Origin of the sequence: Bacillus sp. MSP13, from assembly GCF_000815295.1 — a bacterium.
GTDB lineage: Bacteria > Bacillota > Bacilli > Bacillales > Bacillaceae > Bacillus > Bacillus vallismortis.
Map to the genome: position 1 here is coordinate 310,593 of NZ_JXAQ01000011.1, position 24,936 is coordinate 335,528.

The following is a 24,936-nucleotide window of genomic DNA, read 5'->3' on the forward strand; positions in this document are numbered from 1 at the left end:
AGGTCTTTTGCGATCAAAATGTAAGGAGATAATGAAGCATCCCATCGTGAAGCATTTTTTGAGCAATCCTCAGCATTACCGTTTGTTCAAAAACGTCATGGAAAGCCCGAACGAGAAAGATGCAAAATCACTGGACGAGCAATTCAAGCAATTTTATAAGGAAATCCGCATCGTCAAGTATATGAATTCAATGATTCGCATCTTTTCTATTGATTTTGATAAGCGGGTGCGTAAAAACCAAAAACGGTATCCGCTGACGGTCGATCATCCGGAAGCGGGGGAACGGCTTCCTTCTGAAACGGGAAGCGATGCGTTTGAAGCGTTTTTAGACCTGCAGGATGATCTGAGCCAGCACGTCCAGGATTATCAGCTCTACCAAGCGATCCAGAAGCTGACTGACAAACAAAAAAGCGTGCTGACGAAAGTCTATCTTCACGGTGCCACGATGCAGGAGATTGCAGATTCGCTAGGGGAGTCCCGGCAAAACATCTCTAACATTCATAAAAAGGGGCTTGAGAATATCAGAAAGCAGCTAGCGGCGCAAAAAAAGGGGGAAAGTAAGCTGTGAACGGCCAGTTTGATCAAAAGAAACAAAAAGACGACATGTATGACATTGAACATCTGATTGCATGCTTTTCACCGATGATCAGAAAAAAACTCAGCAATACGTCCTTTCAAGAAAGAGAAGATTTAGAGCAAGAGCTGAGGATTAAGATGTTTGAAAAGGCTGATATGCTTTTGTGTCAGGACGTTCCGGGGTTTTGGGAGTTTATTTTGTATATGGTAGACGAGAACTCATAATCATTTATCATCTGAACATACGAAAAACGGGAACTGCCACGTTCCCGTTTTTTATTTGTCCTGCCAAGGCAAGACGACTGTATTCAAAAATGTACCAAAAATAATCGATATAATGATAAGATGAAAAAAACAGTGACAGAAAGGAACATAAAAGTGGAAAATGCATCAATTTTAATCGTAGACGATGAGAAAGCGATTGTGGATATGATCAAACGCGTTCTCGAAAAAGAAGGTTATCGAAATTTACTGGATGCGGCAAGCGCAGAGGAAGCGATTCCGGTTGTGAAGGCCAATAAGGTAGATTTGATCGTGCTGGATGTCATGATGGGCGGAATGTCCGGTTTTGAAGCCTGCACAATGATCAGAGAGTATTCAGAGGCTCCGATTTTTTTCCTGACGGCAAGATCATCCGACGCGGACAAATTGTCGGGCTTTGCGGTTGGGGCTGATGACTATATCACAAAACCATTTAATCCGCTGGAATTAGCGGCGCGGATCAGAGCGCATCTTAAGCGCACATATCAGTCGAAAGAAACGAATTCAAACCAAACCTATACATATGATTATTTTACATTTTCTCCGCAAAATGCCGAGCTGATTGTAGGCGGTGCAGCCGTCGCTTGTTCAGCCCAGCTTTTGCAGCTTTTGCAGTATTTTTGTGAACACCCTAATGTGGTGCTTTCGAAGGATCAAATTTATGAAAAAGTGTGGGGCTACCCTTCCTACGGCGACAACAACACCGTCATGGTTCATATCCGCAAGCTCAGGGAAAAAATTGAGCGTGATCCGAGCAATCCGGAGTATATTGTAACGGTTCGCGGTCTCGGATACCGTTTTATCCCGAATCCTGAAGGCAAGCGGTCATGAGGTTAAGATGGAAGTTTTTGTTCCATTTTTTCGGGCAGATGCTGATTGTAATCCTGCTGCTCACGGTTATGCTGGTTGCTTCGTTTTTCTATTTAGATTCGCGATTTAGCGACGCGGAATCCAATTCAGGACTGACGAAGGCAACGACCGACACACTTGAGGCATATCTCGATGTAAATGAAGACGGGACATGGGAAGTGGATAATTTTCTGAAGAAATCTGTCGATAAACAGGACGGCTGGATGCAAATCATTGATTCCAAAGGAAAGACCGTTTATTCCTACAGTGTGCCGAAAGACGTGCCCAAAACCCATGCCAAGAAAGAGCTTTTATCGATTTATAAAACCAAAAAGCTCAATCATTATAAGGTGAATTATTGGGCCATCAATATTGAAGACAAGTCCTATCTTTTATTATCGGGCTGGAAACTAAAAAGCGAACAGCTGCTGACTTCCATTGGAAAGCGTGAACAAGAAATAGACGCTCCAGCACATTATCAATCAAGTACCATCGACTATATCAAGAAGGAAAAAGGGGCCATTTACCTATTGGACAGCAATGGAAACATTCTGGACAGCGTCAACGGCACAAAAAGCGAAAGAAAAATGATGAACCAGCTGGAGCTGCTCAAATACAGCTCTAAACCGTGGAACTATAAGCGGGAAATTTCCGTTAAGATCCTCGATAAAGACAGATGGATGGTCGCTACGGTGCCAAACCCTGTCTATGTCACCGATCAGGAGTTTAACAAATCATTTCTGAAGGTTGTTTTAAAGGCGATGTTCCTGATTATGGCTGTTCTGTTCCTGTATATCATTTGGATGACGGTTTGGTATATGTTCCGCTTCGGGCTGCCGATTTTTCACACCATTAAATGGCTGGTCAATCTATCAAAAGGAAAGCTCGAGGAGCCGAAAAACCGAAAAGGCCTTCCTGTCAGCAAAAACAAAAAGGGGAAAATCAAACAGCCGTACCGCTTCTTCGGTGAGATTTTTGAATCGATGGATCAGCTGACTGAAACGCTGAGACGGGATAAGCGAAATAGAGAAAAAATCCAGGCGACAAGAGAAGAATGGATTGCCGGTTTGTCGCACGATTTAAAAACGCCGCTCAGCAGCATTTACGGCTACAGCATGATGCTTGAATCTAAGCAATATGACTGGTCGCCGGAAGAAGTGAAAGAAATGGGACAGGTTGTCAGAGAAAAATCTGAATACATGTCCAAGCTGATTGAAGATTTAAATTTAACGTATCGGCTGAAAAATGATGCCCTTCCTATCAAGAGAAATCTGACAAGCCTGATCCCGTTTTTTAAAAATGTCATTGAAGATTTCAAGAAAAATCCGTTTTCTGAAGGGTATGATATCTCCTTTGTGTCCAAAGAAGAGCATATTGAATTTGCGCTGGATGAAGCGTGGTTCAGGCGTATATTAGAAAACCTTCTTGGGAATGCGGTAAAGCACAACGACAAAGGAACAGAGATTCAGGTTCTTCTCGAACAAACGAAAAATCATATTTCCTTGAAAGTGAAGGACAATGGGAAGGGAATGGATGAAGAAACGATCACCCATTTGTTTAACCGTTATTACAGGGGGACGAACACAAAAGATTCATCTGCCGGAACGGGCCTCGGACTCGCCATTGCCAAGGAGCTTGTCCATCTGCATAATGGGACGATTCATGTGAACAGCAGAATGAATATGGGAACGGTCATTACCATCCTTTTCGAAAAGCAATAAACATGTGGTTTGGCCGCGTCTTAGCCGGGAATAAGAATATATAGACTGAAGCTAAAGAGGTGTAAAACATGGATGCAGTATTGGAAGCAGACACTCGGGCAGTCATTGGTGAAGGCCCATTATGGGATGAAGAAAACGGACGTTTATATTGGGTTGATATCTTAGGGAGTGAGCTCCACATCTTCGACCCTGAAGAAAAAATCAACCGGTCAATCAAGTTCAACTCCTTTGTGACGGCGCTTGCGAAATATTCAAAGGACGAACTGATGATGACGATGAAGGATGGGTTTTACCTATACGATCTTCAGGATGACAGCTTGGAGAAAATCAAACAGCCGAAGGACATGCGTGAGAGCCTGCGTTTTAATGACGCGAAATGTGATCCGTACGGAAGGCTTTGGGCGGGGACGATGAGCATGGAAGGCGAACAAAAACAGGCCTCGCTATACCGATTGGATCCAGATGGCAGTCTTGTCAAAATCAAAGGCCAAGTCTCAATCTCGAACGGTTTGGATTGGGACCGCGAGCGGAATTTGATGTATTACATCGACACGCCGACGCAGGAGGTTGTGCGCTACAGCTACGACCCTGAAAGCGGAGATATCTCAAACCCAGAATCCGTCTATCGGTTTGGTCAAACGGACGGATTGCCGGACGGCATGACAATCGACAAAAACGGCATGCTGTGGGTGGCACTGTTTGGCGGAAGCCGCGTTGTTCACATTGACCCGTTTCAGCAGAAAGAAATCGATTCAATCAGCGTGCCGGCCAAATACGTCACATGCTGCGCGTTCGGCGGCAGAGACTTAAAAACCCTTTACATCACAACGGCGACAGAAAAAATGACAGAGACGGAAAGATACAAGCAGCCTCACGCGGGAGGACTGTTTTCAGCAAAACTGGAAACAGGCGGATACCAGCCGGTTTCCTTCGCTGGAGATGTATAAAAAAATGCATCCGAAACACGGATGCGTTTCAGATTATTGACAAAGTCATAAAACGGTTTTCGTTTTATGACTTTGTCATCTTTTCAGCGTGATTGAAAACCCTTGAAGTCTAGGAAGGGCGAGCATTGGAGCACAGCGAATGTAGCAATTCGTGAGCACCAACGCGCAGGCCTGACAACGAATGCGAGGGTTTGTCGACACGCTGAAACGCATCCGAAACACGGATGCGTTTTTTGCATATTACAGAGAACGGATAATGCCGCCTTCTACACGCTGTGCCGTGCCGTTAATGGCGGATGCGGCGCCTGATGCGAGGAAGACGATTGTGTTGGCGACTTCTTCTGCTGTCGCGTATCGCTGAATAAGAGAAGTCGGCTCATTGACGTTAAAATAGTCTTTGATGAATGTATCTGTATCCTGCCCGGCAGCTTGTGCGGCGCCTTCCATGTAGGATGCCACGCCCTCTGTCCAAGTAGGTCCCGGAAGCACTGAGTTGACCGTTACATTCGTGCCTTTTGTCATTTCAGCCATGCCTCTTGAAAGGCTGATCAGCGCCGTTTTTGTCATGGAGTATGGAATCATTGTTGGAAGCGGTTTGACGCCTGCTTCACTTGCGATATTTAAAATGCGGCCGCTGTTTTTGGCAAGCATTTTTGGAAGGAAGTGGCGGCTTGTCCGCACCGCGCTCATCACATTCACTTCAAAATATTGATTCCACTCTTCATCTGTCACATCGGCAAAGTCTTTTACCTCGAAGAAACCAAGGTTGTTGACAAGGATATCGATATCACCGATTTCATTAACTTTTTCAATAAGTGCCGCTGCTTCATCTATTTTTGACAAATCGGCAGCCGCACCGTGCACCGTTCCGTATTCAGTTAGCTCTTCGACCGTGCGATTGACAGTCTCCTGTTTGCGTCCGTTGACAATCACTGCGGCACCCTCTTGCAGAAAGCTTTTTGCCGTTGCTTTCCCGATGCCGGAAGTCGAGCCGGTGATGAAGACGAGTTTGTCTTTTAGTTGTAAATCCATAAGAAATCATTCCTTTTAATAGATGATGGTATTCAGTATACAAGAATAAATTTAGTGTTTACGAGGATTTTGCTTCCATACACATACCGGGGGAAAAGTCATTCAGGACGCATATACAAGCCTGTCAGTCATATAGTATAATTACTCCGAAAAAAGGATACGAATGTCGAATGGGTGCCGGTCCGTGAACAACAGCCGGCTTAATAGGGAAACCGGTAAAAGCCGGTGCGGTCCCGCCACTGTAATTGGCCATACGCCAAGAGCCAGGATACCTGCCTGTTTGATCAGCACGAAGTCTGCGAGGACAGATGATGTGTAAACAATAGGTTTTTTTGTGTTGTTTACAGCATCTTTACCATCGTAGGGATGCTTTTTTTAGTTCACTTAGGAGGAAAGATCATGAAAAAATTAGCTGGAATATGGACTGCGCTTCTGTTGGCTGCCGTTATGATGGCAGGCTGCGGGAATACGGCAGATCAGAAGGATTCCAAGGCAAAGCAACAGACAGAAGCGTTCCCTGTCACCATTGATGATGCGTCAAATCAAGATGTGACCATCAAAAAGGAGCCGGAAAAGATTGTTTCATTAATGCCGAGCAACACAGAAATCACATACGCTCTCGGTCTCGGTGAAAAAGTGGTCGGTGTCACCAAAAACGATACATATCCGAAAGAAGTCCAAAAGGTCGAGAAGGTCGGAGATATGAATGTAAACGTTGAGAAAGTCATTGCTCTTAAGCCGGATCTCGTTCTTGCCCACGAGTCTTCCATGTCAGCGTCAGCGGATGCCATCAAACAGCTGAAGGACGCGGGCATCACCGTGCTGACTGTCAATGATGCGCAATCATTTTCCGAGGTCTACAAATCAATCGAAATGATCGGAGAAGCTTCCGGGGCTGAGAAACAGGCCGATCAGCTCGTAAAAAGCATGAAATCGGATTTGCAGGATATTCAAGAAAAAGCGAAAACCATTTCAAAAGATGAGGAGAAAAGCGTATTTATCGAGGTTTCTCCTGCTCCCGACATTTACACAACAGGGAAAGACACGTTTATGCATGAAATGCTGAATGTCATCCATGCTAAAAACGCAGCGGCAGACCAAACAGGCTGGGTGCAAATGACAGACGAGGCGATCGTAAAACTCAATCCGGATGCTATCGTGACAACAGACGGAGTGGAAGCGAAAGCAGTGGAAAAACGTGATGGCTGGAGCGAAATCAATGCTGTGAAACATCATCGCGTGTATGATGTAGACCCTGATCTCGTGACACGTTCCGGTCCCCGTCTGATCGAAGGGGTCGAAGAACTTGCGGAAAGCATTTACCCGGATACGTTTAAGGAATAACCGTTTTGCCGCATATATCATCAGTTTTTCATTTTTAGCTGTGAGCATCATGTTAGGCATTTCTTGCGGCAGCCTGCAAATTCCTATTTCCGCTATCCTTCGTGTCTTGTGGCATGAAGGCTTCGGCGGCTCTATCGGCCCTGATGATCCGATGTACACCAATATTATGATGAATATCAGATTTCCTAGAGTTGTGCTGGCCGCCCTTGTGGGGGCGGCTCTTTCTATCGCGGGGGCTGCTTTTCAGGGGCTGTTGAAAAATCCGCTTGCCGACCCATACACGCTCGGTGTATCATCCGGTGCTTCAGTCGGAGCGGTTGTGACCCTGTTCTTCGGCTTGCAGCTTCCTGTCATCGGAGGGTTTACACTCCCGCTTGTGAGTGTAGCCTCGGCACTTGTCACGATGGCGGCGGTTCTTTCCTTCAGCCGCCTCGTTCATGCTTCGATGTCTGTTTCCACCCTCATTTTGACCGGTGTCATCATCAATTCTTTTATGGGCGCGTTTATTTCTCTTATCATTGCCCTGACAGGAGACAACCTGCTGCCGATTGTGCATTGGCTGCTTGGCAGCGTTTCGATGAGGGGCTGGAGCTATGTTGTTCTGTTCCTCCCGTTTTTTCTTTTGGGAACGATTTTACTGATCATAAACGGAAGAGAGCTGAACGTGATGACATATGGAGAAGACAAAGCAAAGCTTCTCGGAGTCAGCGTTCAGCAGAAAAAAATGCAGATTTTAATAGCTGGCTCTCTTTTGACGGGAAGCGCCGTGGCTGTATCAGGCACGATCGGATTTGTCGGTCTTGTCATTCCTCATATTACAAGGCTTTTGTGGGGAACGGACCATCGGCATTTACTGCCGCTGTCCGCCTTGCTCGGAGCTGGTTTTCTCGTTTTAGCCGATCTGCTTTCCAGAACGATCATTGAGCCGGTTGAACTGCCGATCGGGATCATTACGTCCCTGGCGGGGGCGCCTGTTTTTGCCCTTATTTTAATTCGGCAGCATCGCGGAGGGAAAAGCTTATGATGAGAGCAGAAAGGCTGTCGGGAGGATACGGAGACAGGCGGCTGATCAACAATGTCAGCTTAACAGTAGATCAGGGCGAATTTCTCGGTATTCTCGGCCCTAATGGAAGCGGAAAAACGACGCTTCTGCACTTGCTGACAGGCACGCTGCCGGCCAAGGAAGGCAGCGTTTATTTGGCTGGCAAACCGCTGTCGGACTATAAACCAAAGGAACTGGCGCAAATTATGGCCGTCCTGCCGCAAAAAACGGATCAAGCCTTTACCTTTACCGTTCAAGAAACGGTAGCCTTTGGCAGATACCCATTCCAGACAGGGCTGTTCAAACAGCAGACTGAAAAAGATCAAGCCATTGTACAGGAAGCAATGGAGCAAACAGGAGTGGCCGCTTTTGCGCAACAATCGATTCGTGATTTAAGCGGAGGAGAACAGCAGCGGGTGTATTTGGCCCAAGCTTTGGCGCAGCAGCCGCGTATTTTATTTCTGGACGAGCCGACAAATTTTCTCGATCTGGCTTATCAAAAAGACCTGCTGGATCTCATCAAACGCCTGACAAAAGAAAACGGATTGACGGCTGTCAGCGTTTTTCATGATTTGAACACCGCAAGCCTGTACTGTGATGAGCTCTTGTTTATGAAAAACGGTACAGCCGGACCTAAGCAAAAACCGGAGTATGCTGTCACAGAACCTCACATCAAGGCGGTGTACGATACAGATGTCACCGCTTTGGTCCATCACAGCTCACCTACACCGATGATTGCGATTCAGCCTGAACAAGACAGGGTGAAGCAGTTGTCTATCCCATTTGAGGCTTTGCTGCAAGCGAGGCGCGATGCCGTTCTGGTGCAAACGGAAATTCCGCTTCGTACCCTGTCCTCCGCGCCTGTCGGTGGAGGGTTTTCATGGAGCAGAACGCTGATCCATAAACGGCTTCCCGTTCAGGCAGATCCTATCGGAGGGCTTACAGCCTTCCTAACGGAAAACGGTTTTCATCTGCCGGAAACCTGTGCGATGGCTTCTTCGGGAAGGCTTGACCGTTTGGTGTATCGAACGTATGAGGATGGGGAGTTATCCGTATGTATTTGCGTCATGACTGGCTTTTCGATCTGGATTTTGATCAATGGCTATGCGGCAGATCAATTCTTCGTCAAAGCTCTTATGGCTGCTGAAGCAGAACGTGTGAAAGTGTTGGGAGACAGACGGGCAGAGGGGGATATTCTCATCGCTGCGACACAAACTCAGCCATTTAAAAACACAGATCATCAACGGCTGAATCAATTGATACAGGTCGGCATAGCTGAATGTGTAAAAGAAGCGTCAAAGCTGCTTGAATAAGTCTGTAAAGGAGACGTAAGCATGAAATTATACACAAAAACAGGCGATCAGGGCCAAACAAGCTTAGTCGGAGGCAGAACCGGCAAGGACAGCCTGCGTGTCGAGAGCTATGGCACGATCGACGAACTGAACAGCTTTGTCGGGCTTGCTTTGGCAGAGCTATCCGGACAGCCCGGCTTTGAGGATTTGACAGCCGAGCTGCTCACCATCCAGCATGAGCTGTTTGACTGCGGTGGCGATCTGGCAATCGTCACAGAAAGAAAAGACTATACATTAACGGAAGAATCCGTTTTCTTTTTAGAAACGCGCATTGATGCCTATACTGCAGAAGCGCCGGAACTAAAGAAATTTATTCTCCCGGGCGGAACGAAGGGCGCTGCGCTTCTCCATGCGGCGCGCACCATTACGAGGCGGGCGGAACGCCGAGTGGCGGCGCTGATGAAATCGGAGGAGATTCATGAAACAGTGCTGCGTTATCTCAATCGTCTTTCCGATTATTTCTTTGCGGCTGCACGGGTTGTGAATGTGAGAAGCGGCATAGCCGATGTGGAATATGAAAGAAGCGCTATTGTGTTTCGGGATCGAAACAGCAGCGAATCATAAAGAGAAAAAACGGAAGCCGGCGTGTTCGATACATGCCGGTTTTTTTCATTCTGTCAATCTCCCATATTACGACAAAAAATGAACCTTATGAATTATTGACTCAAAAATGGAAAAATGAGATATTGTTAAAAATAGATGTAAAAAATAGGCAGTGGGGGGGCTCTGATGGATGGTGAATTTAATTGAAAGTGATAGCATCTGGAAGAGAAATTTTAATTATCTTTTTTTCTCAAGAATAGTCAAGATATCCGGCGATATGTTCGCATTTAATTCGATATTATGGTTCTTAATTTATGGCGGCAAAGGCGCGATCGGAACTGCATTATTGATTGCTGTCACCTTTTTGCCGGAAGCTGTGCTGGCGCCTGTGACGGGTCCTTTCATGAAGCAGAATACGCTGAAATTTTGGATGTACTTTTCAGATCTGACAAGGGCTGCGATTGTCTTGATTATTCCTCTTTGTCATTTTGCGGGTTTTTCTCCGCTGTGGTTTGTCATGACGCTAATGATTGTGCATTCTGCTACAGGGGCTGCCTACAATCCCGCCTCCATAGCTTTAATTCCCCAAATTGTAAATGAACAGGGCATCCAAAAAGCAAATGCTGTGCTGCAGTCCTCCGCTCAGGTTGTCCGGCTCGGAGCTGTCACGTTATGCGGCGCTATTCTGACATTTGTCAGCCCTGCTTATACGATGCTGATCGCACTTGTGCTTTATTTGGTTTCTGGCTTTCTCGTCCTTTTTATTAAGTACACTGCGGTTAAATCTCAGTCTGAGTCTGCTGCCGTTGCGCAGAGAGGCACATATATCGGCAGGCTGAAACGCGGTTTTACGCTCGTCAGAAAACATCAGATTTTATATCCGCTCGCGATTTACTGTATCTTTATGAATTTTGCGGCTGCCCCTTGGGAAGCTCTCTCAGCCGTTTACGTGGCGGAAGATTTAAACGGCCAGCCGATCGTTTACTCACTTTTAAAGGCCACCACCGCCGCAGGCGCGTTTTTATTGGGGTTTGTGCTGGCGAAAGTCAAAGTAAACAGGTACGGCCTGCTATTTGTAACTGCCGGCATTGTGGAAGGGATTGCATTCTCTATTACCGGGATGAATACCTTTTTGCCGCTCGTTTTTCTCGCTGCGTTTACCTTTGGCGCCGCAGTCAGTGCTGTTAATGTTCCTGAGTACACGATTATCCAGACATCTGTGGACAGTGAGGATCAGCCGCAAGTCTACGCCGTTATACATATGATCTCAAATATTTCGATTCCTGCCGGAGCTGTCATTTGCGGGTACGCCGCAAACGCTTTTGGTTCAGGACCTGTGATTGCTGCCGGAGGAATTGTCGAAATTATCGCGGGTATCGGCATATTGCTGTTTACAAAGCTGGCCAAAGCAGAACAGGCCGATTTGGTCAAAGAAAGAGAAGCAAGTGTTCATCTATAAAGGATTTTGAAACGCCATGCCTCGCGCATGGCGTTCAGCGTGTCGACAAACCCTCGCATTCGTTGTCAGTCCTGCGCGTTGGTGCTCACGAATGACGAAAGGAACGGCGGCTAAATGCTTAGGCGTCCTGCCTAAACGCCGCCGTCATCACATCCTGTGAAAGTCTGCTCCAATGCTCGTCCTTCCTAGACTTCAAGGGTTTTCAATCACGCTGAAAAGATGACAAAATCTAAAACGAAAACCGTTTTAGGATTTTGTCAACAATCTGAACGCCATGCCTCGCGCATGGCGTATTTTTTATGTCTGTGGGTCCGGCACAAAATACGACTCCGGTCTTATATCAAAATCAATCTCTGATTCGTTTTGCGCAAATGCCAATTTGTTTAAGATGAAGACAAGGAAAACGAAAGGAGGATCTGCATGAAGATAAATATGAAAACGATCGGCGGATTCTTATTCATTGTATTTGGGATCTCCGTCTTTTTTGGAGGAGGAAGCTTCGGCTTTATCATCCCGCTTGCCATCGGCGCCTTGATGACATACGCAGGAATCAAAAGATTTGCAGCAGGAAAAGCCATCACAGGAATCATCGTGGGCGGTATCGGAGCGGTCATGCTCATTTGTTCACTTCCATTTATTGTCGGGCTCGCACTGGCGGCAGCAATGGTGTATTACGGCTGGAAGCTGATGAAAAACGGATCAGCTGATAACGATGCATCATCTTTTGATCCTGAACCGTCTTCGGCTGCCTACCAATCTCACTTTGATGCCGAGTGGGAAGAATTTTTGAAGAAAAAATAATATCAGTGTATAAGGAGGAATTAGGTATGGTATTCAAAAGAATGAGAGATATGTTTGTTGCGTCAGTTCATGAAGGGCTTGATAAACTGGAGAACCCGAAGGTGATGCTGAATCAATATGTCCGTGATATGGAAAGTGACATTGCAAAAGCAAAACAAACCATTGTAAAACAGCACACGATTACCTATCAATTTAAGAAAAAATATGAAGAAGCAGCTGAAGTGGCTGGCAAACGCAAAAAACAGGCGCAGCTCGCATTTGACGCAGGTGAAGAAGACCTGGCGAAAAAGGCGCTGACTGAAATGAAATATTTAGAAGGGAAGGCGGCTGAGCATAAAGCATCGTATGAACAAGCGAACAGTCAGCTTGCTGACCTGAAAGAACAGCTGGCTGCGCTCGAAACTAAGCTGCAGGACGTAAAGGATAAAAAACAGGCGCTGATTGCCCGGGCCAATGCGGCAAAAGCAAAAGAGCATATGAATACGACATTTGACAAAATGGACAGCGAAAGCGCGTATCGTGAATTTTTGCGCATTGAAAACCGCATTGAGGAAATGGAGATTCGCGCGAATGATTCAAAGTCAGCTGAAGCCGGCACAGAACTCACGCGCAAAGAATTTGCAGACGAAGTGGAGGCGGAGATTGAACATATGAGGGCGCTCTCACTGAAAAAATCAGATCAGACATCACAAGCAGCAAATGAATAAACAGGACGGGGAAGGATTCGCGGTCAAGTCCTTCCCTTCCGCACGTATCAATTCACAGGCTTTTCCTTTATAATAGAATGAATGAGAAGGATGAAATCGAATGAAAAAAATGTTGGGCAAACTGTTAATCACTGCCGGTATTCTTGTGTTTTTTGGCGTCATCGTAAAAGACGTGTTTGCTGCAGGTTTGGGATTCATAAGCGGCACTGAAGCCGATTCAGCCAGCGCATCGCCGCGGGACATCGATAGCGTGGTCATTGAGTCGGACACCAAGGATGTCCAAATCATAGCGGAAGAACGAAATGACATATCGGCAGGCATTTCAGGAGACTCCGGAAAATTATTTGTCACTGAAAGCAGAAGGAAACTGGAGCTGGACGCAAAGGAAAAAGAGTTTCAGTTTTTGAGTGGATTTAACCGTTCTTTTCTTGTCGTCCGGCTTCCTTATGATTATAAAGGGGATCTGATGGTGCGAACTTCAAGCGGGGACATATCAGTGGACGGGAATCAGCGTCTGGCGCTTTCCGGGCTGAACGCGGCATCTGCGAGCGGAAATATGAGCGTGACGAATGTCCGCTCTCAAGAGATGAAAGTAAAGGGATCATCCGGTGATGTCACCATGTCAAATACGGTCTCCAACACAGCCCGCATTGACTCAGCTTCCGGAGACGTCAATCTGGCTGATGTCTCCGGCTCTCTTGATGTGAAGCTGACTTCCGGAGACCTGGATGCCGCACTGAAAAAGGTATCGGGTCCTGTATCTGTCACGCTGACAAGCGGTGACGCTGGTCTGAGCCTTCCCGAAAGCGGCAGCTTTACAGTCAACGCGAAATCATCGAGTGGTGACGTCAGTTCGCCGTATTCATTTGCTGATACAGCACATAAAGAAGAACATCACATCACAGGCTCGCAAGGAAGCGGCCAGCATCCAATCGATATCAAAACGGACAGCGGGGATCTAACGATACGGTAGCACAGGCAGAAGAAAGGAGGCGGACACCAGGAATGACAAAAAAACAGCTTCTCGGATTGATCATTGCTTTATTCGGCATCAGCATGTTTTTGCAAATTATCGGAATAGGCGATCTGCTGTTTTGGCCGCTCTTTTTTCTGATTGCCGGCTATTTCTTGAAAAAATATTCCCGTGATTGGCTTGGTTCCGTCATGTACATCTTTGCCGCATTCTTATTTTTGAAAAACCTCTTCAGCATCACCTTTAATTTATTCGGCTATGCGTTTGCCGCCTTTCTGATTTACGCCGGCTATAGGCTTATCAAAGGAAAACCGATATTTGAACCGAATGAGAAACGGGTCGATCTCACTAAAAAAGAACGGCACGAGCCGCCAAAAGATGAGAAACATCCCGACATGCGCAGCTTTTTTATCGGGGAGCTGCAAATGATGAAGCAGCCGTTTGACCTGAATGATCTCAATATCTCCGGTTTTATCGGAGATATCAAAATCGACTTGTCTAAAGCGATGATTCCCGAAGGAGAAAGTACAATCGTCATTAGCGGCGTCATTGGAAACGTTGATGTTTATGTGCCGTCAGACCTTGAAGTGGCTGTCAGCTCGGCCGTTTTTATCGGTGATATTAATCTGATCGGCTCGAAGAAAAGCGGTTTAAGCACGAAGGTATATGCCGTGTCACCTGATTTCAGCGAATCAAAGCGCCGAGTGAAGGTATCCGTCTCCTTATTTATCGGTGATGTGGATGTGAAGTACGTATGAGAAAAAAACAGCTTGCCAGCCTCCAGTGGCGCGCCATCCGCATGACAACGGGAATCAGTTTGCTCCTTTTTGCCTGCATGATCTCCTTTATGATGGTATATTATCGGCTCGATCCGCTTGTTTTGCTGTCGTCAAGCTGGTTTGGAATTCCGTTTATCCTGATATTGCTGCTGATAAGCGTGACGGTTGGTTTTGCCTCGGGGTATATGTACGGCAACAGGCTGAAAACAAGGGTTGATACATTAGTCGAATCGATTTTAACCTTTGAAAACGGCAATTTCGCTTATCGAATACCGCCGCTTGGAGATGATGAAATCGGCCTGGCCGCCGATCAGCTGAATGAAATGGCGAAGCGCGTGGAGCTTCAAGTCGCTTCCTTGCAGAAACTTTCCAATGAACGCGCGGAATGGCAGGCGCAAATGAAGAAATCGGTGATTTCAGAAGAACGCCAGCGATTGGCAAGAGATCTTCATGATGCGGTCAGCCAGCAGCTCTTTGCGATATCGATGATGACATCGGCTGTATTGGAACACGTCAAGGATGCTGACGATAAAACGGTCAAACGGATCAAGCTGGTCGAGCATATGGCAGGGGAAGCCCAAAATGAAATGAGGGCGCTGCTGCTTCATTTAAGGCCTGTTACCCTGGAAGGAAAAGGATTGAAAGAGGGGCTTACGGAGCTTTTGGACGAGTTCCGGAAGAAACAGCCGCTGGAAATTGAGTGGGATATTCAGGACACGCCGATATCCAAGGGGATGGAAGACCATTTGTTCAGGATCGTTCAGGAGGCCCTTTCAAATGTATTCAGACATTCAAAAGCCTCAAAGGTATCCGTCATTCTGGGCGTAAAGAACAATCAGCTCCGGCTGAAGGTCATTGATAATGGAAAAGGCTTTACAATGGATCAGGTGAAAGCATCCTCATATGGCTTGAACTCTATGAAAGAGCGCGCAAGCGAAATCGGCGGGGTAGCCGAAGTCATTTCAGTAGAAGGAAAAGGTACACAAATCGAAGTGAAGGTTCCGATTTTCCCGGAAGAAAAAGGAGAGAACGAACGTGATTCGAGTATTATTGATTGATGATCATGAAATGGTCAGAATGGGGCTCGCGGCTTTTTTAGAGGCGCAGCCTGATATTGAAGTCATCGGTGAAGCGTCTGACGGCCGCGAAGGCGTGCGGATTGCTGCCGAACTGTCGCCTGATGTCATTTTAATGGATCTTGTCATGGAGGGCATGGATGGAATTGAAGCCACAAAGCGAATTTGCCGGCAGCTTCCTGATCCAAAAATTATTGTACTCACAAGCTTTATAGATGATGACAAAGTGTATCCGGTCATTGAAGCGGGCGCGCTCAGCTATTTATTGAAAACTTCAAAAGCGGCGGATATCGCCGATGCGATCCGCGCGGCAAGCAAGGGAGAGCCCAAGCTGGAATCAAAAGTGGCGGGAAAAGTATTGTCCCGGCTGCGCCACTCAGGTCAACACGCGCTCCCGCATGAATCACTGACAAAACGGGAGCTCGAAATTCTCCGCCTGATCGCAGAAGGAAAGACAAACAAAGAAATCGGCGAAGAACTGTTTATCACCATTAAAACAGTCAAAACCCATATCACCAATCTACTATCAAAGCTGGATGTCAGTGACCGGACGCAGGCCGCGGTGTACGCCCACCGAAACAATCTAGTCAAATAGGCGAATGCTATTTGGTAGCGCCTTTTGTCCCAAAGTCTCTGATAATGACATTAACGCGATAGTCGATTTCCGCATTGCTGAAATATTCATCATCCCATTTTCTCGCTATTTCTTTCCACTTTTGAGGATAATGAATTCTGACCTCGTTTCCCAGACCGGTTACGTCTGCTTTGATCTCTTTTTGAAGCTTGCCTGTAATAAACGATGTTACGGTTTGATTTAATCGTTTGGCGACTGCCTTTTCAATCTCCTTTATATATGAATCCTTAAACGAATCTTCATTGGGGTTCCAGTCCTCGGATAAACGCCCTTCAATATTGCGTGTCACGATAAATTTGAACTTTCCGTTTTTGTAGATTGTTTTGATCTTGCGATTACTTGAATACACTTCATAAGAAAAAAAATTGCCTTTGTGCTTCAAGTCGATCACACCGCCCTCGACTGTGCCTGTAAATAAGTTAATATTTTGAATTTCTCCCGGTGTTAAATTTCGCACCCAAAATTTGTTTTTAATGATGGAAGCCCCGTTAATCGCAAGCTTGCCATTTTCCTCACCGACATGCGGGATGAGAAACGAATCATCAGAAGTCAAATGCTCCGACACTTCCCCTAATGTAACAGGGTTCATCATTCTAATGGTCACGTTATTATTTCCTGTCAGATCATAAATCACATTAGATGCGGGCTCTCCTCCATCACTCATCTTAAATATATCCTTCGTGCGGCCATCGGTCACAAAGACATACGAGCTTCGCCGGGTCCCGTTGTCTCTGACAAACTGGTTAATCAGCGCGTCCATACCGATATTGTCAGAAATGACGTCCTTGGAAAAAAGAATGACTCGCAAATGCTGAGGAAACGTAGGGTTATGCTTTAATGCCGATGTTCTGATCATTTGATGGACAGTTTCACCCTTTGTAACAGAAAGCTGTGTTGGATCAGGTGGAGAGCCTTCCTTGGTGCTGATCTTTTTCGGCACGAGAATTTGCTGTGTCAGTTCTAAATTTTTATCATCCGGCTTATCTAAGCCCACACCAATTACCAAGCTTAATTCCTCGATGTTCCGGCTGTCCCAGCACCCGGACAGCAATAGAACGCACATGACCATACTTAAAATCCGGATCTTCATTTTGCTGTAATCCTCCTTTTGAGAGCGACGATGAAAAAGAGAATGAAAGGGAGCACAAACAGGCCGACGAAAATGTACCCGAGATAATCGCTGTACATCATGACTTCATTTGTGTCACCAGGCCATAGCGAGAAGTAATAGACAGCGACGCCAATAAGAACCATGCTTTTTTTAGTCGATAGTCCAAACGTCTTCTTGAGCCCATTAGCGGCAAAATAGCCATAAATGACAAAGGTTGTGAAAAATTGAATAATCCAGACGATCAGTAAAAACGATTCAAACCGCTCAATGAATACGCCCTTGAGCTCAAAGGACTGAAAGAGAGAAATGGTCGGCCAGATCAGCGTCTTCACCTCAGGGGCGGTCAAAGCCCCGACAACGATAATATACGTAATGATATATAACACAATAGGAATCAAAAAGCCGAAAGATGCATATCTGAATGTATATTTCTTTTTTTTCATATGTTCGGGAAGAAACAGCATAATTTCCACACCTAAAAACGAGATGGAGACGACAGTAAGTGAATTGGCAATGGGGCCAAATCCTTCACCTAAAACAGGCCGCAAATTATTGATGTCGAAAATTTTAAAGCTGATCCCGAATACAATCAGCAAAATAATAATCGTAACGGTTAAATAAAAGGGGAATAATCGCGATACATCACTTAATCCCCCGACGATTAAATAGATGCCGCAAGCGATAAATGTCAAAATAATTACCTGAACCGGCGTTCTCTCCAGCAGGAAAAATTTTACCATTTCGGCCATCGCCCGGCTTTCAAAGCTGGCTACCCCAATAAAATAACAGCAGATCAAAAGGCTGATGATGCTGCCGAACCATTTCCCTAGCCCTTCCCGCAAATATTCAAACAGAGAAGAATACTGATGTTTTTTCTGAATGAGGGTATTTAAATAAATGAAAAGAATGAATATAACGCCCTCTAAAATGAGCGTAATCCAGCCGTCAGGGGTGTTGGCCTTAGTCGTCAGCGCTCTCGGCAATGTTAATAGACCGGCGCCTAGCATTGTATTCGCGATAATCGAAATTCCCTGGAAAGTATTAAGTTTCAGTGGAGTCTGTTTTTGGCTCATTTGGATTATTCGCCTCTTTTGGTTTGTTTTTAATTGGGAGACGGATAATGGAATCATCCGTATTTTTCAAACTGAAGAACCCGTTTGGAGAAAAATACGGAGATCCAAAGCTTGTTTGTCTCGTTAGGTGTGTATAAATGACAAGCATAAATAAAATGATTCCGTACAGCCCAAGAAATGCGGCGCAAAACATTGAAATAAAACGCAGCACACGGAAAGACAGGCCCATCCCATATTGAGGAACGGTAAAGGATGCAAGAGCAATGACACTGACTACGATCACCATAATCGAACTGACGAGACTCGCTTCTACCGCCGCCTGTCCGATAACAACACCTCCTACGAGGCCGATCGTCTGGCCGAGCGGATTGGGAAGGCGGAGCCCGGCTTCCCTTAACAGCTCGATGGTTACTTCCATTAGCAGAGCTTCAAATATCGGAGGGAACGGCACGTTTTCCCTATTTGCCGAAATCGTGACGGCGAGCGCGGTCGGCAGCAGCCCTTGATGGAAGGACACGAGCGCGATATAAATAGATGACAAAAACAAGGTAATGAAGATAGAAGCAAAACGCAGCAACCGGATCAGGGATGCTGATATCCAGCGCTCGTAGTAGTCATCCGGTGATTGCATCAGTACGCCGAGAGAAACCGGCACCAGCAGGACAAATGGTGAACTATCGACCAAAATGGCCACCCGGCCGTTAAACAGGGCCGACGATACCTTATCAGGCCTTTCCGTATTTTGAATCTGCGGAAACGGCGAATATTTATTATCTTCAATAAGTTCCTCAAGTGTGCCGCTGTCCTGGATATCCTCCAGCTGGACATTTTTAAGCCGCGCTTTCACTTCTTTTATGACGGACTTTTTTGCTTTTCCCTCTATGTACATAATGGCTGCAGGTTTCAGCTTGTTATCGCCGATCATGATTTTTTTGGTGATTAACTTCGGATGAGAGGTTCGTTGTCTGATCAGCGCGAGATTTGTATTGAGATCTTCTACAAACGCCACTTTTGGGCCGCGAACCACTTTTTCAGTTGTCGGCTCTGCCAGACTTCTCGTTTTTTTCTTTCCTGTAGACAGAATATAGACATTGTCCAATCCGTTGATAAACACAGCGCAATTGCCGCTTAAAATAGATTCAACCGCTTTTTTCGCGGTGTTAACGGGTCTGGCATCTAGCTGGTCAAGTCGTTTTTTGACCTCGTCAAGTGTGAGAGTCTCCTCATCTTTAATTAAGATTTTTATCGATTCTGCAACCTTATGCTGATCATTCAATTCACTAAAATACAGATAGTAAAAAACAAGCCCGTTGGAGAGCATTTTTTTGTTTTTTACGAGATCATCGTTTTCTTTTAATTTAGGAAGCACCAATGCCAAATTATCGTGTATATATTCCTTAAACTCTGTTTGTTCCAACGAGGTCACCTCTTGTCTAAAACCTTAGTAGAGGTTATCTTTTCCTGTTAAAAAAATGATATACTGTGTTACAGTATTTCGTGGCAGAAGTTTTTTATGAAAGCGGAGGATATGAATAGTGGCACAGGTAAGACTTGCAGGAAAACAAGAAGAAATCGAACAGCTCATCAAATCTTTTGAAAAAAATTACGAAGTTTCCTATACATCAAAGGAGTACGGCAGGACGAATCCAAAGTACAAATATTCAAAGGATTCCCGTGTATATCTCGAATTAAAATTAAAATCAGCCAAGATAGAAAAATAAAAAAGGATTTTTTGTGTCACTGGCGAATTATGATCTAGTGAAGCAACCGTTATGGAGGGATACATAAATGGAATACAGAATTGAACGCGACACCATGGGAGAAGTGAAAGTTCCTGCTGATAAATTTTGGGGCGCCCAAACACAGCGAAGCAAGGAGAACTTCAAGATCGGTTCTGAAAAAATGCCGATGCGTGTTGTGAAGGCGTTTGCAATATTAAAACGAAGCACAGCGCTCGCTAATCAACGCCTTGGCAATTTGGATGCGGAAAAAGCGGAGGCGATTGCAGCGGTTTGTGATGATGTGCTCAAAGGCAAATACGATGATAACTTCCCGCTAGTCGTTTGGCAGACTGGAAGCGGCACACAAAGCAATATGAACATGAATGAAGTGGTCGCCAACCGCGCGACTGCTCTATTAAAAGAAAAGAACTCTGATCAAACGATTCATCCAAATGATGACGTGAACCGGAGCCAAAGCTCAAACGACACATTCCCGACTGCGATGCATGTGGCCGCTGTCTTGGCTGTGTACGAGCAGCTTGTGCCGGCGCTTGACCAGCTTCGCCATACATTGGATGAAAAAGCGAAAGCCTACAACGATATTGTTAAAATCGGGCGCACGCACCTTCAGGATGCTACGCCTCTGACGCTTGGACAGGAAATCAGCGGATGGGTTTACATGCTGGATCGTTCAAAGGAAATGATTTTGGAAGCGACAGAAAAAATGCGTGCGCTTGCAATCGGCGGGACGGCTGTCGGAACAGGAATTAACGCTCACCCAGAGTTTGGAGAGCTTGTCTCAGAAGAGATCTCAAAACTGACCGGCCAAGCGTTCACCAGCTCGCCGAATAAATTCCACGCGCTGACAAGCCATGACGAAATCACGTATGCACACGGCGCGTTAAAAGCGCTTGCGGCTGACTTAATGAAAATCGCGAACGATGTCAGATGGCTTGCGAGCGGACCTCGCTGCGGCATCGGGGAGATCGCCATCCCTGAAAATGAACCGGGCAGCTCCATTATGCCTGGTAAAGTCAACCCGACACAAAGTGAAGCATTGACAATGATTGCAGCCCAAATCATGGGGAACGATGCGACAATCGGCTTTGCGGCGAGTCAGGGGAACTTTGAGCTAAACGTGTTTAAGCCTGTGATTATTTACAACTTCCTGCAATCTGTGCAGCTGCTGAGCGACGGCATGACTTCCTTCCATGATAAATGTGCTGTCGGCATTGAGCCTGACAAAGAAACCATTCAGGAAAACCTGTCCAATTCATTAATGCTTGTGACGGCGCTGAATCCGCATATCGGATATGAAAACGCGGCGAAAATCGCCAAGCTTGCCCATAAAGAAGGATTGACGCTGAAAGAAGCGGCTTTGAAGCTTGAATTGCTGACAGAGGAGCAATTTAACGAAATGGTGAAGCCGGAAGATATGGTAAAACCAAAAGCGTAATAGACAGAAAAAAACGGCTGCTGTTGAAGCAGCCGTTCTTCTAAATATATTGCTGATGTAACAGATATTTCAGCTGCTCCGCATCTTTGGCAAGTGCTTCACACTCCGTTAGATTATGGATCATGCCTTTAATGATCGCCAGCTTCGGTGTTTTTTTCTTCATTTCTGCTTCAAGTATGTCCAAGCTCTCCGATAATTCAAGAGAGGAGGTTGTGTGTAAGCTGTTCAATTTGTCACGAAGGCTTTTCATAATCGATTCAGTCAGCGGATCAGGCCGTCCGTGCGTAAGAGGCCCAAATAAAGAGCTTGCTTCTTCCAACGTGATGAAAGGTTTATCGTTTCGTTCAGACATGCCTTTTACCATGTCATCAATTCTATTCATCATGATATCCGCTAATTGGTCGGGCTTCACAGTGTAGCCGAGCAGGATTAAGCATTCCAGGTAAATCTGGCTGATGCCCTCTATTAAGAAACAAAGCTCTGCAGTATACGGTTCAGCCTTTTTTCCGTAAATGTTCAGCAGGCTGTCGATATGAAATTGAAGTGAGGACTGGCGGATTTTTTTGGCGTATTGCTCCACTTCCTCTGTGTAAGGAAGAGAGCCTTCCTTCATTTGCATGCTGATAAAATCCTTGTGTTCCAGAATGTTTTCATAGAGCACGGTCAGCTGGTTGCGGTAAGCCGTTCTTGGGCTGTCGCCTTTCGTTTGAATATCTAAAATTCGGGTAAACGTTTTATCGTAATAGTAGTTCAGCATAGACAGAAGAAGCGCTTCTTTCGAAGGAAAATAAATATAAAAAGCGCCTTTGGATATTTTGCATGCTTTTGCGATTTCTTGAACTGATGTTGCATTGTATCCTTTTTGGGCAAATAGTTTTAAGGCTGTTTCAATAATCAGCTTTTCTTTTTCCTTCAATGGTTCCACCCTTTCGGAGCCCGGAGGCCTCATGAGGATATGACCATATAGTCACACCTTCTGTTATAAAATTAACCTTATTGTAACTTGTTTTTTTATGATGTATTATTTATATTATAAATTGAGATGACCAAACGGTCAAAGCTCAAGCGAAAGGGTGAATCTAAAATGAGAGAATTGGACGAAATGATCAGCCGCTTGCGAAACAGAGGAATTAAAGTGGAGAAAGTCAAATATCCGAAGCAGACATTGTCAGAGAAAAAATGGGTTCATCAGTGTAAACAGCCGCTCAAAACAAATTACAGAGATTTTAACGGCTACTCTTTCACATAAAAAAATAGACTGCAAAAACAATTACAGTCTATTTGGCACTGCTATTCGGTATATTACACCCGTTTTGTCGTTTTCAATGGAGATAGACGCCTTATGAAGAGTTAAAATTCGTTTTACGATGCTGAGACCAATACCGAATTCGCCTTTCTTCCCTTTATTAAAAGGCTCATAGAGGCTGGAGAGCATCTGATCTTCAATATGCGGGCCGTCATTTTTAATGGTGATCACAATATTCCGATCATCTTGTTTCATGCTGATTTCTATTTTTTTCTCAGCGTAGCGGATTTGATTTTCTAAAATATTTTCGAGAAGTTTATTCCATTGCTCCGGATCGCCTGGCATCAGAATGTCTTTTTCTACATCAGTTTCCCACGATAACTCTTTCCGAGCCCACTTCAGTCTATCGATGACGTCTTCTGTCACTTCCACGATACTGAACATATCGTACTGCACTTTTTGCTTCGCTAAATAATCCAGCTTCGTTAAATATAATAAATCCTTTATTTTTTTCTCCAGCTTAAGGGCTTCGCCTTCAATGACATCTACTGTATTTTCAAGATCCCCTTTAGGAAAAATCCCGTCCTTAATCGATTGTGTATAGCCTCTGATGACCATAACCGGTGTTTTTAAATCGTGAGAGATATTTTGCAATAGAGTTCTTTCCGTTTCGTCCTTTTGCACAAGCTTTTGGCGCATCTCTTCGATGGTATGGCCCAGCTTGCCGATCTCGTCTTTCCGATCCACTTTCACTGGGTCATCCCAATCTTGTTCGGAAATCCGTTTGACGTGCTTTTCAAATGACACGAGGGGCCTTGATAAATATCTCGCAAGCCAAATGGCCGGAATCCAGCTTAATAAAATGACAACAGCTATAATAAACAGAAGCTGTTTGAATAGCGTATAGGCCAGATCGTCCCGATAAGAATCAAGCGCGTAAGAAAGCATCATAGCTGATTGACCATTAACGGAAAGCCCCTTTTTGATGACAAAAAACACTTTCTCTCCATTGACGTCTGCGCTGTACCGTTTCTTTTCGGCCGCTTGTTTATTGGCCAGCTTGTACACCTTATGGATGAACGAAGCCGACAAAATGCTTACATCCTTATCTGAGGAGGCAGCTTCATTTTCAGGCAGGAGCACGTGCTGGACGGAGCGGACGGTTGTCGGTGCTGTGGCTTCCTCGCTGTAATAGCGCCTTTCAATAGAACCCGGCAGGCGGTACTCCGTCAGAACATGCTGTTCATTTTCAATCGTCGCATACGTTTCATTGGTGAAGAAATCGCGCAGCGTGTTTGAAAATAACACAAGCAGCAAAATGGATATCCCTAACAGGATGCCGGATATGACAACCCATATTTGAAACGAAAGCGGCTTGTTTTTCATGATGTCATCATCCTGTAGCCGAATCCGTAAATCGTCTCCACCTTCAATTCAGGCATTTTTTTGCGCAGTCTCCGGACGAGGTCATCAACAACCCGGTCTGTTCCAAAGTAGTCGTGCCCCCATACTTTTCCAAGAATATCCTCACGCGAGTATGGATGTCCTTTATGATGGATAAATAACAGCAGCAGATCAAATTCTTTCGTTGTCAAATTGATCAACTTTCCGTTTTCATCATAGACCTCGCGGGCGTCTTCAGCGATCCGATACGAGGAGACGGCGATTTCATGTTTTTGTACAGGCGGAGCTTCCTTATAAACGAGCTCAAGCAGCTTTTGGACACGTATGATCAGCTCCCGCGGCAGGAATGGCTTTGAAATATAGTCATTGCTGCCAAGCTCTAAACCAAGGACTCTGTCAATATCTGCATCTCGGGCGGAAATAAAAATGACCGGCACGTCAGGGTCTTTCGCTTTGATTTCTTTTATTAATGTATAGCCGTCGGTATCCGGCAGCATGATATCGAGAATCCAGAGGTGGGGAGACGGCGTCATTTTCTTTCGGGCGTCTTCACCTTTCGTAAAAGATGTAATGTTCCAGCCCTCATTTTCTAAATACTTCGTCAGCAGTTCGTTCAGGTTATCCTCATCTTCAACTAGATAAATGGTGTATGACAAGGCTCTTCACATCCTTTCAACGTCATTATAAACTAGTTTTAACATACGGCAGGCCATTTTCATAATTTCACATATTCTTTTCATTTTTATCCCACAATGTTTGTTTATGATGTGTATAAGGGAAGAAAGGAATAGAAAAAGAGTGAGGAAGATGCAGGATGATCAAACATATT

The 24,936-nt window shown here is 45.4% G+C and carries 26 protein-coding genes and 1 riboswitch; of the genes, 19 read left to right on the top strand and 7 right to left on the bottom strand.

Annotation, left to right across the window (positions count from 1 at the left end; all coding sequences use genetic code 11):
• Window positions 1–31: 31 nt before the first annotated feature.
• From sigO to SC79_RS13750, 5 genes are all read left to right on the top strand, one after another.
• The gene (sigO, locus tag SC79_RS13730) at window positions 32–568 is read left to right on the top strand and encodes an RNA polymerase sigma factor SigO (RefSeq protein WP_082022734.1); all 537 of its coding nucleotides are present in this window, start codon (window positions 32–34) and stop codon (window positions 566–568) included.
• The gene (rsoA, locus tag SC79_RS13735; RefSeq protein ID WP_010330057.1) at window positions 565–801 is read left to right on the top strand and encodes a sigma-O factor regulator RsoA; all 237 of its coding nucleotides are present in this window, start codon (window positions 565–567) and stop codon (window positions 799–801) included. The genes sigO and rsoA overlap by 4 nt, the downstream gene beginning before the upstream one ends.
• Before the next feature lie 153 nt (window positions 802–954).
• Window positions 955–1,668: a two-component system response regulator YvrH gene (gene yvrH / locus SC79_RS13740; protein WP_082022705.1), complete on the top strand. Its 714-nt coding sequence runs from the start codon at window positions 955–957 to the stop codon at window positions 1,666–1,668.
• Window positions 1,665–3,407, top strand: coding sequence for an ATP-binding response regulator (locus tag SC79_RS13745; RefSeq protein ID WP_039075531.1), 1,743 nt, complete (start codon window positions 1,665–1,667; stop codon window positions 3,405–3,407). Before yvrH ends, SC79_RS13745 begins: the two co-directional genes overlap by 4 nt.
• A gap of 68 nt (window positions 3,408–3,475) precedes the next feature.
• The gene (locus SC79_RS13750) at window positions 3,476–4,354 is read left to right on the top strand and encodes an SMP-30/gluconolactonase/LRE family protein (protein ID WP_039075532.1); all 879 of its coding nucleotides are present in this window, start codon (window positions 3,476–3,478) and stop codon (window positions 4,352–4,354) included.
• A gap of 240 nt (window positions 4,355–4,594) precedes the next feature.
• On the opposite strand, the gene SC79_RS13755 is transcribed toward SC79_RS13750, so the two are convergent.
• Window positions 4,595–5,386, bottom strand: a complete 792-nt coding sequence (locus tag SC79_RS13755) for an SDR family NAD(P)-dependent oxidoreductase (RefSeq protein WP_039075533.1) — start codon at window positions 5,384–5,386, stop codon at window positions 4,595–4,597.
• A gap of 155 nt (window positions 5,387–5,541) precedes the next feature.
• Window positions 5,542–5,680: riboswitch (cobalamin riboswitch) on the top strand.
• Between the two features lie 105 nt (window positions 5,681–5,785).
• On the opposite strand from SC79_RS13755, the gene SC79_RS13760 reads away from it, so the two are divergent.
• The 11 genes from SC79_RS13760 (at window position 5,786) to liaR (ending at window position 16,057) form a co-directional block, all read left to right on the top strand.
• A complete protein-coding gene (locus SC79_RS13760; RefSeq protein WP_039075534.1) occupies window positions 5,786–6,730 on the top strand; it encodes an ABC transporter substrate-binding protein in 945 nt (314 codons plus the stop codon).
• The gene (locus SC79_RS13765) at window positions 6,693–7,754 is read left to right on the top strand and encodes a FecCD family ABC transporter permease (RefSeq protein WP_039075535.1); all 1,062 of its coding nucleotides are present in this window, start codon (window positions 6,693–6,695) and stop codon (window positions 7,752–7,754) included. Before SC79_RS13760 ends, SC79_RS13765 begins: the two co-directional genes overlap by 38 nt.
• The gene (locus SC79_RS13770; protein ID WP_082022735.1) at window positions 7,754–9,085 is read left to right on the top strand and encodes an ABC transporter ATP-binding protein; all 1,332 of its coding nucleotides are present in this window, start codon (window positions 7,754–7,756) and stop codon (window positions 9,083–9,085) included. The genes SC79_RS13765 and SC79_RS13770 overlap by 1 nt, the downstream gene beginning before the upstream one ends.
• A 21-nt stretch (window positions 9,086–9,106) precedes the next feature.
• Window positions 9,107–9,688 carry a cob(I)yrinic acid a,c-diamide adenosyltransferase gene (locus SC79_RS13775; RefSeq protein WP_039075537.1) on the top strand — a complete coding sequence of 194 codons (582 nt, stop codon included), beginning with the start codon at window positions 9,107–9,109 and terminating at the stop codon, window positions 9,686–9,688.
• 169 nt (window positions 9,689–9,857) lie between these two features.
• Window positions 9,858–11,126, top strand: a complete 1,269-nt coding sequence (locus SC79_RS13780) for an MFS transporter (protein WP_039075538.1) — start codon at window positions 9,858–9,860, stop codon at window positions 11,124–11,126.
• A gap of 420 nt (window positions 11,127–11,546) precedes the next feature.
• Window positions 11,547–11,927, top strand: a complete 381-nt coding sequence (gene liaI / locus SC79_RS13785) for a cell envelope stress-induced membrane anchor protein LiaI (RefSeq protein WP_039075539.1) — start codon at window positions 11,547–11,549, stop codon at window positions 11,925–11,927.
• 26 nt (window positions 11,928–11,953) lie between these two features.
• On the top strand, window positions 11,954–12,634 hold the full coding sequence (gene liaH / locus SC79_RS13790; RefSeq protein ID WP_039075540.1) for a stress responsive protein LiaH: 681 nt from the start codon (window positions 11,954–11,956) through the stop codon (window positions 12,632–12,634).
• A 100-nt stretch (window positions 12,635–12,734) separates the two neighbouring features.
• A complete protein-coding gene (liaG, locus tag SC79_RS13795) occupies window positions 12,735–13,607 on the top strand; it encodes a LiaG family protein (RefSeq protein WP_039075541.1) in 873 nt (290 codons plus the stop codon).
• A 32-nt stretch (window positions 13,608–13,639) separates the two neighbouring features.
• Window positions 13,640–14,365, top strand: coding sequence for a LiaRS two-component regulatory system accessory protein LiaF (gene liaF / locus SC79_RS13800; RefSeq protein WP_039075542.1), 726 nt, complete (start codon window positions 13,640–13,642; stop codon window positions 14,363–14,365).
• Window positions 14,362–15,444 carry a two-component system sensor histidine kinase LiaS gene (liaS, locus tag SC79_RS13805; protein WP_039075543.1) on the top strand — a complete coding sequence of 361 codons (1,083 nt, stop codon included), beginning with the start codon at window positions 14,362–14,364 and terminating at the stop codon, window positions 15,442–15,444. The genes liaF and liaS overlap by 4 nt, the downstream gene beginning before the upstream one ends.
• Window positions 15,422–16,057, top strand: a complete 636-nt coding sequence (gene liaR, locus SC79_RS13810; RefSeq protein ID WP_039075544.1) for a two-component system response regulator LiaR — start codon at window positions 15,422–15,424, stop codon at window positions 16,055–16,057. Before liaS ends, liaR begins: the two co-directional genes overlap by 23 nt.
• A gap of 7 nt (window positions 16,058–16,064) precedes the next feature.
• Here the strand turns inward: liaR and SC79_RS13815 are convergent, their stop codons facing one another.
• From SC79_RS13815 to SC79_RS13825, 3 genes are read right to left on the bottom strand one after another with little or no spacing between them, the layout of a single operon-like run.
• A complete protein-coding gene (locus tag SC79_RS13815) occupies window positions 16,065–17,186 on the bottom strand; it encodes a Ger(x)C family spore germination protein (protein ID WP_039075545.1) in 1,122 nt (373 codons plus the stop codon).
• The gene (locus SC79_RS13820; RefSeq protein ID WP_039075546.1) at window positions 17,183–18,280 is read right to left on the bottom strand and encodes a spore germination protein; all 1,098 of its coding nucleotides are present in this window, start codon (window positions 18,278–18,280) and stop codon (window positions 17,183–17,185) included. Before SC79_RS13820 ends, SC79_RS13815 begins: the two co-directional genes overlap by 4 nt.
• Entirely contained in the window at window positions 18,249–19,697 is a 1,449-nt protein-coding gene (locus tag SC79_RS13825) for a spore germination protein (protein WP_039075547.1), read from the bottom strand. Before SC79_RS13825 ends, SC79_RS13820 begins: the two co-directional genes overlap by 32 nt.
• Before the next feature lie 118 nt (window positions 19,698–19,815).
• Between SC79_RS13825 and SC79_RS13830 the strand changes: the two genes are divergently transcribed.
• Both SC79_RS13830 and fumC read left to right on the top strand, forming a co-directional pair.
• Complete coding sequence (locus SC79_RS13830) at window positions 19,816–20,001, top strand: YvzF family protein (protein ID WP_010330035.1); 186 nt, start codon at window positions 19,816–19,818, stop codon at window positions 19,999–20,001.
• Between the two features lie 67 nt (window positions 20,002–20,068).
• Window positions 20,069–21,457, top strand: coding sequence for a class II fumarate hydratase (fumC, locus tag SC79_RS13835; RefSeq protein ID WP_039075548.1), 1,389 nt, complete (start codon window positions 20,069–20,071; stop codon window positions 21,455–21,457).
• Window positions 21,458–21,497: 40 nt separating this feature from the next.
• On the opposite strand, the gene SC79_RS13840 is transcribed toward fumC, so the two are convergent.
• Entirely contained in the window at window positions 21,498–22,373 is an 876-nt protein-coding gene (locus tag SC79_RS13840) for a TetR/AcrR family transcriptional regulator (protein WP_039075549.1), read from the bottom strand.
• 168 nt (window positions 22,374–22,541) lie between these two features.
• Here SC79_RS13840 and spxO point away from each other — a divergent pair, with 168 nt between their 5' ends.
• Window positions 22,542–22,706 (top strand): anti-adapter protein SpxO, encoded by a 165-nt coding sequence (spxO, locus tag SC79_RS20130; RefSeq protein WP_003221681.1) that lies wholly within the window; start codon window positions 22,542–22,544, stop codon window positions 22,704–22,706.
• Window positions 22,707–22,727: 21 nt separating this feature from the next.
• Here the strand turns inward: spxO and cssS are convergent, their stop codons facing one another.
• Both cssS and cssR read right to left on the bottom strand, forming a co-directional pair.
• The gene (gene cssS / locus SC79_RS13845; protein ID WP_039075550.1) at window positions 22,728–24,089 is read right to left on the bottom strand and encodes a secretion stress-responsive two-component system sensor histidine kinase CssS; all 1,362 of its coding nucleotides are present in this window, start codon (window positions 24,087–24,089) and stop codon (window positions 22,728–22,730) included.
• A complete protein-coding gene (gene cssR, locus SC79_RS13850) occupies window positions 24,086–24,763 on the bottom strand; it encodes a secretion stress-responsive two-component system response regulator CssR (RefSeq protein WP_039075551.1) in 678 nt (225 codons plus the stop codon). The genes cssS and cssR overlap by 4 nt, the downstream gene beginning before the upstream one ends.
• Window positions 24,764–24,936 lie beyond the last annotated feature (173 nt).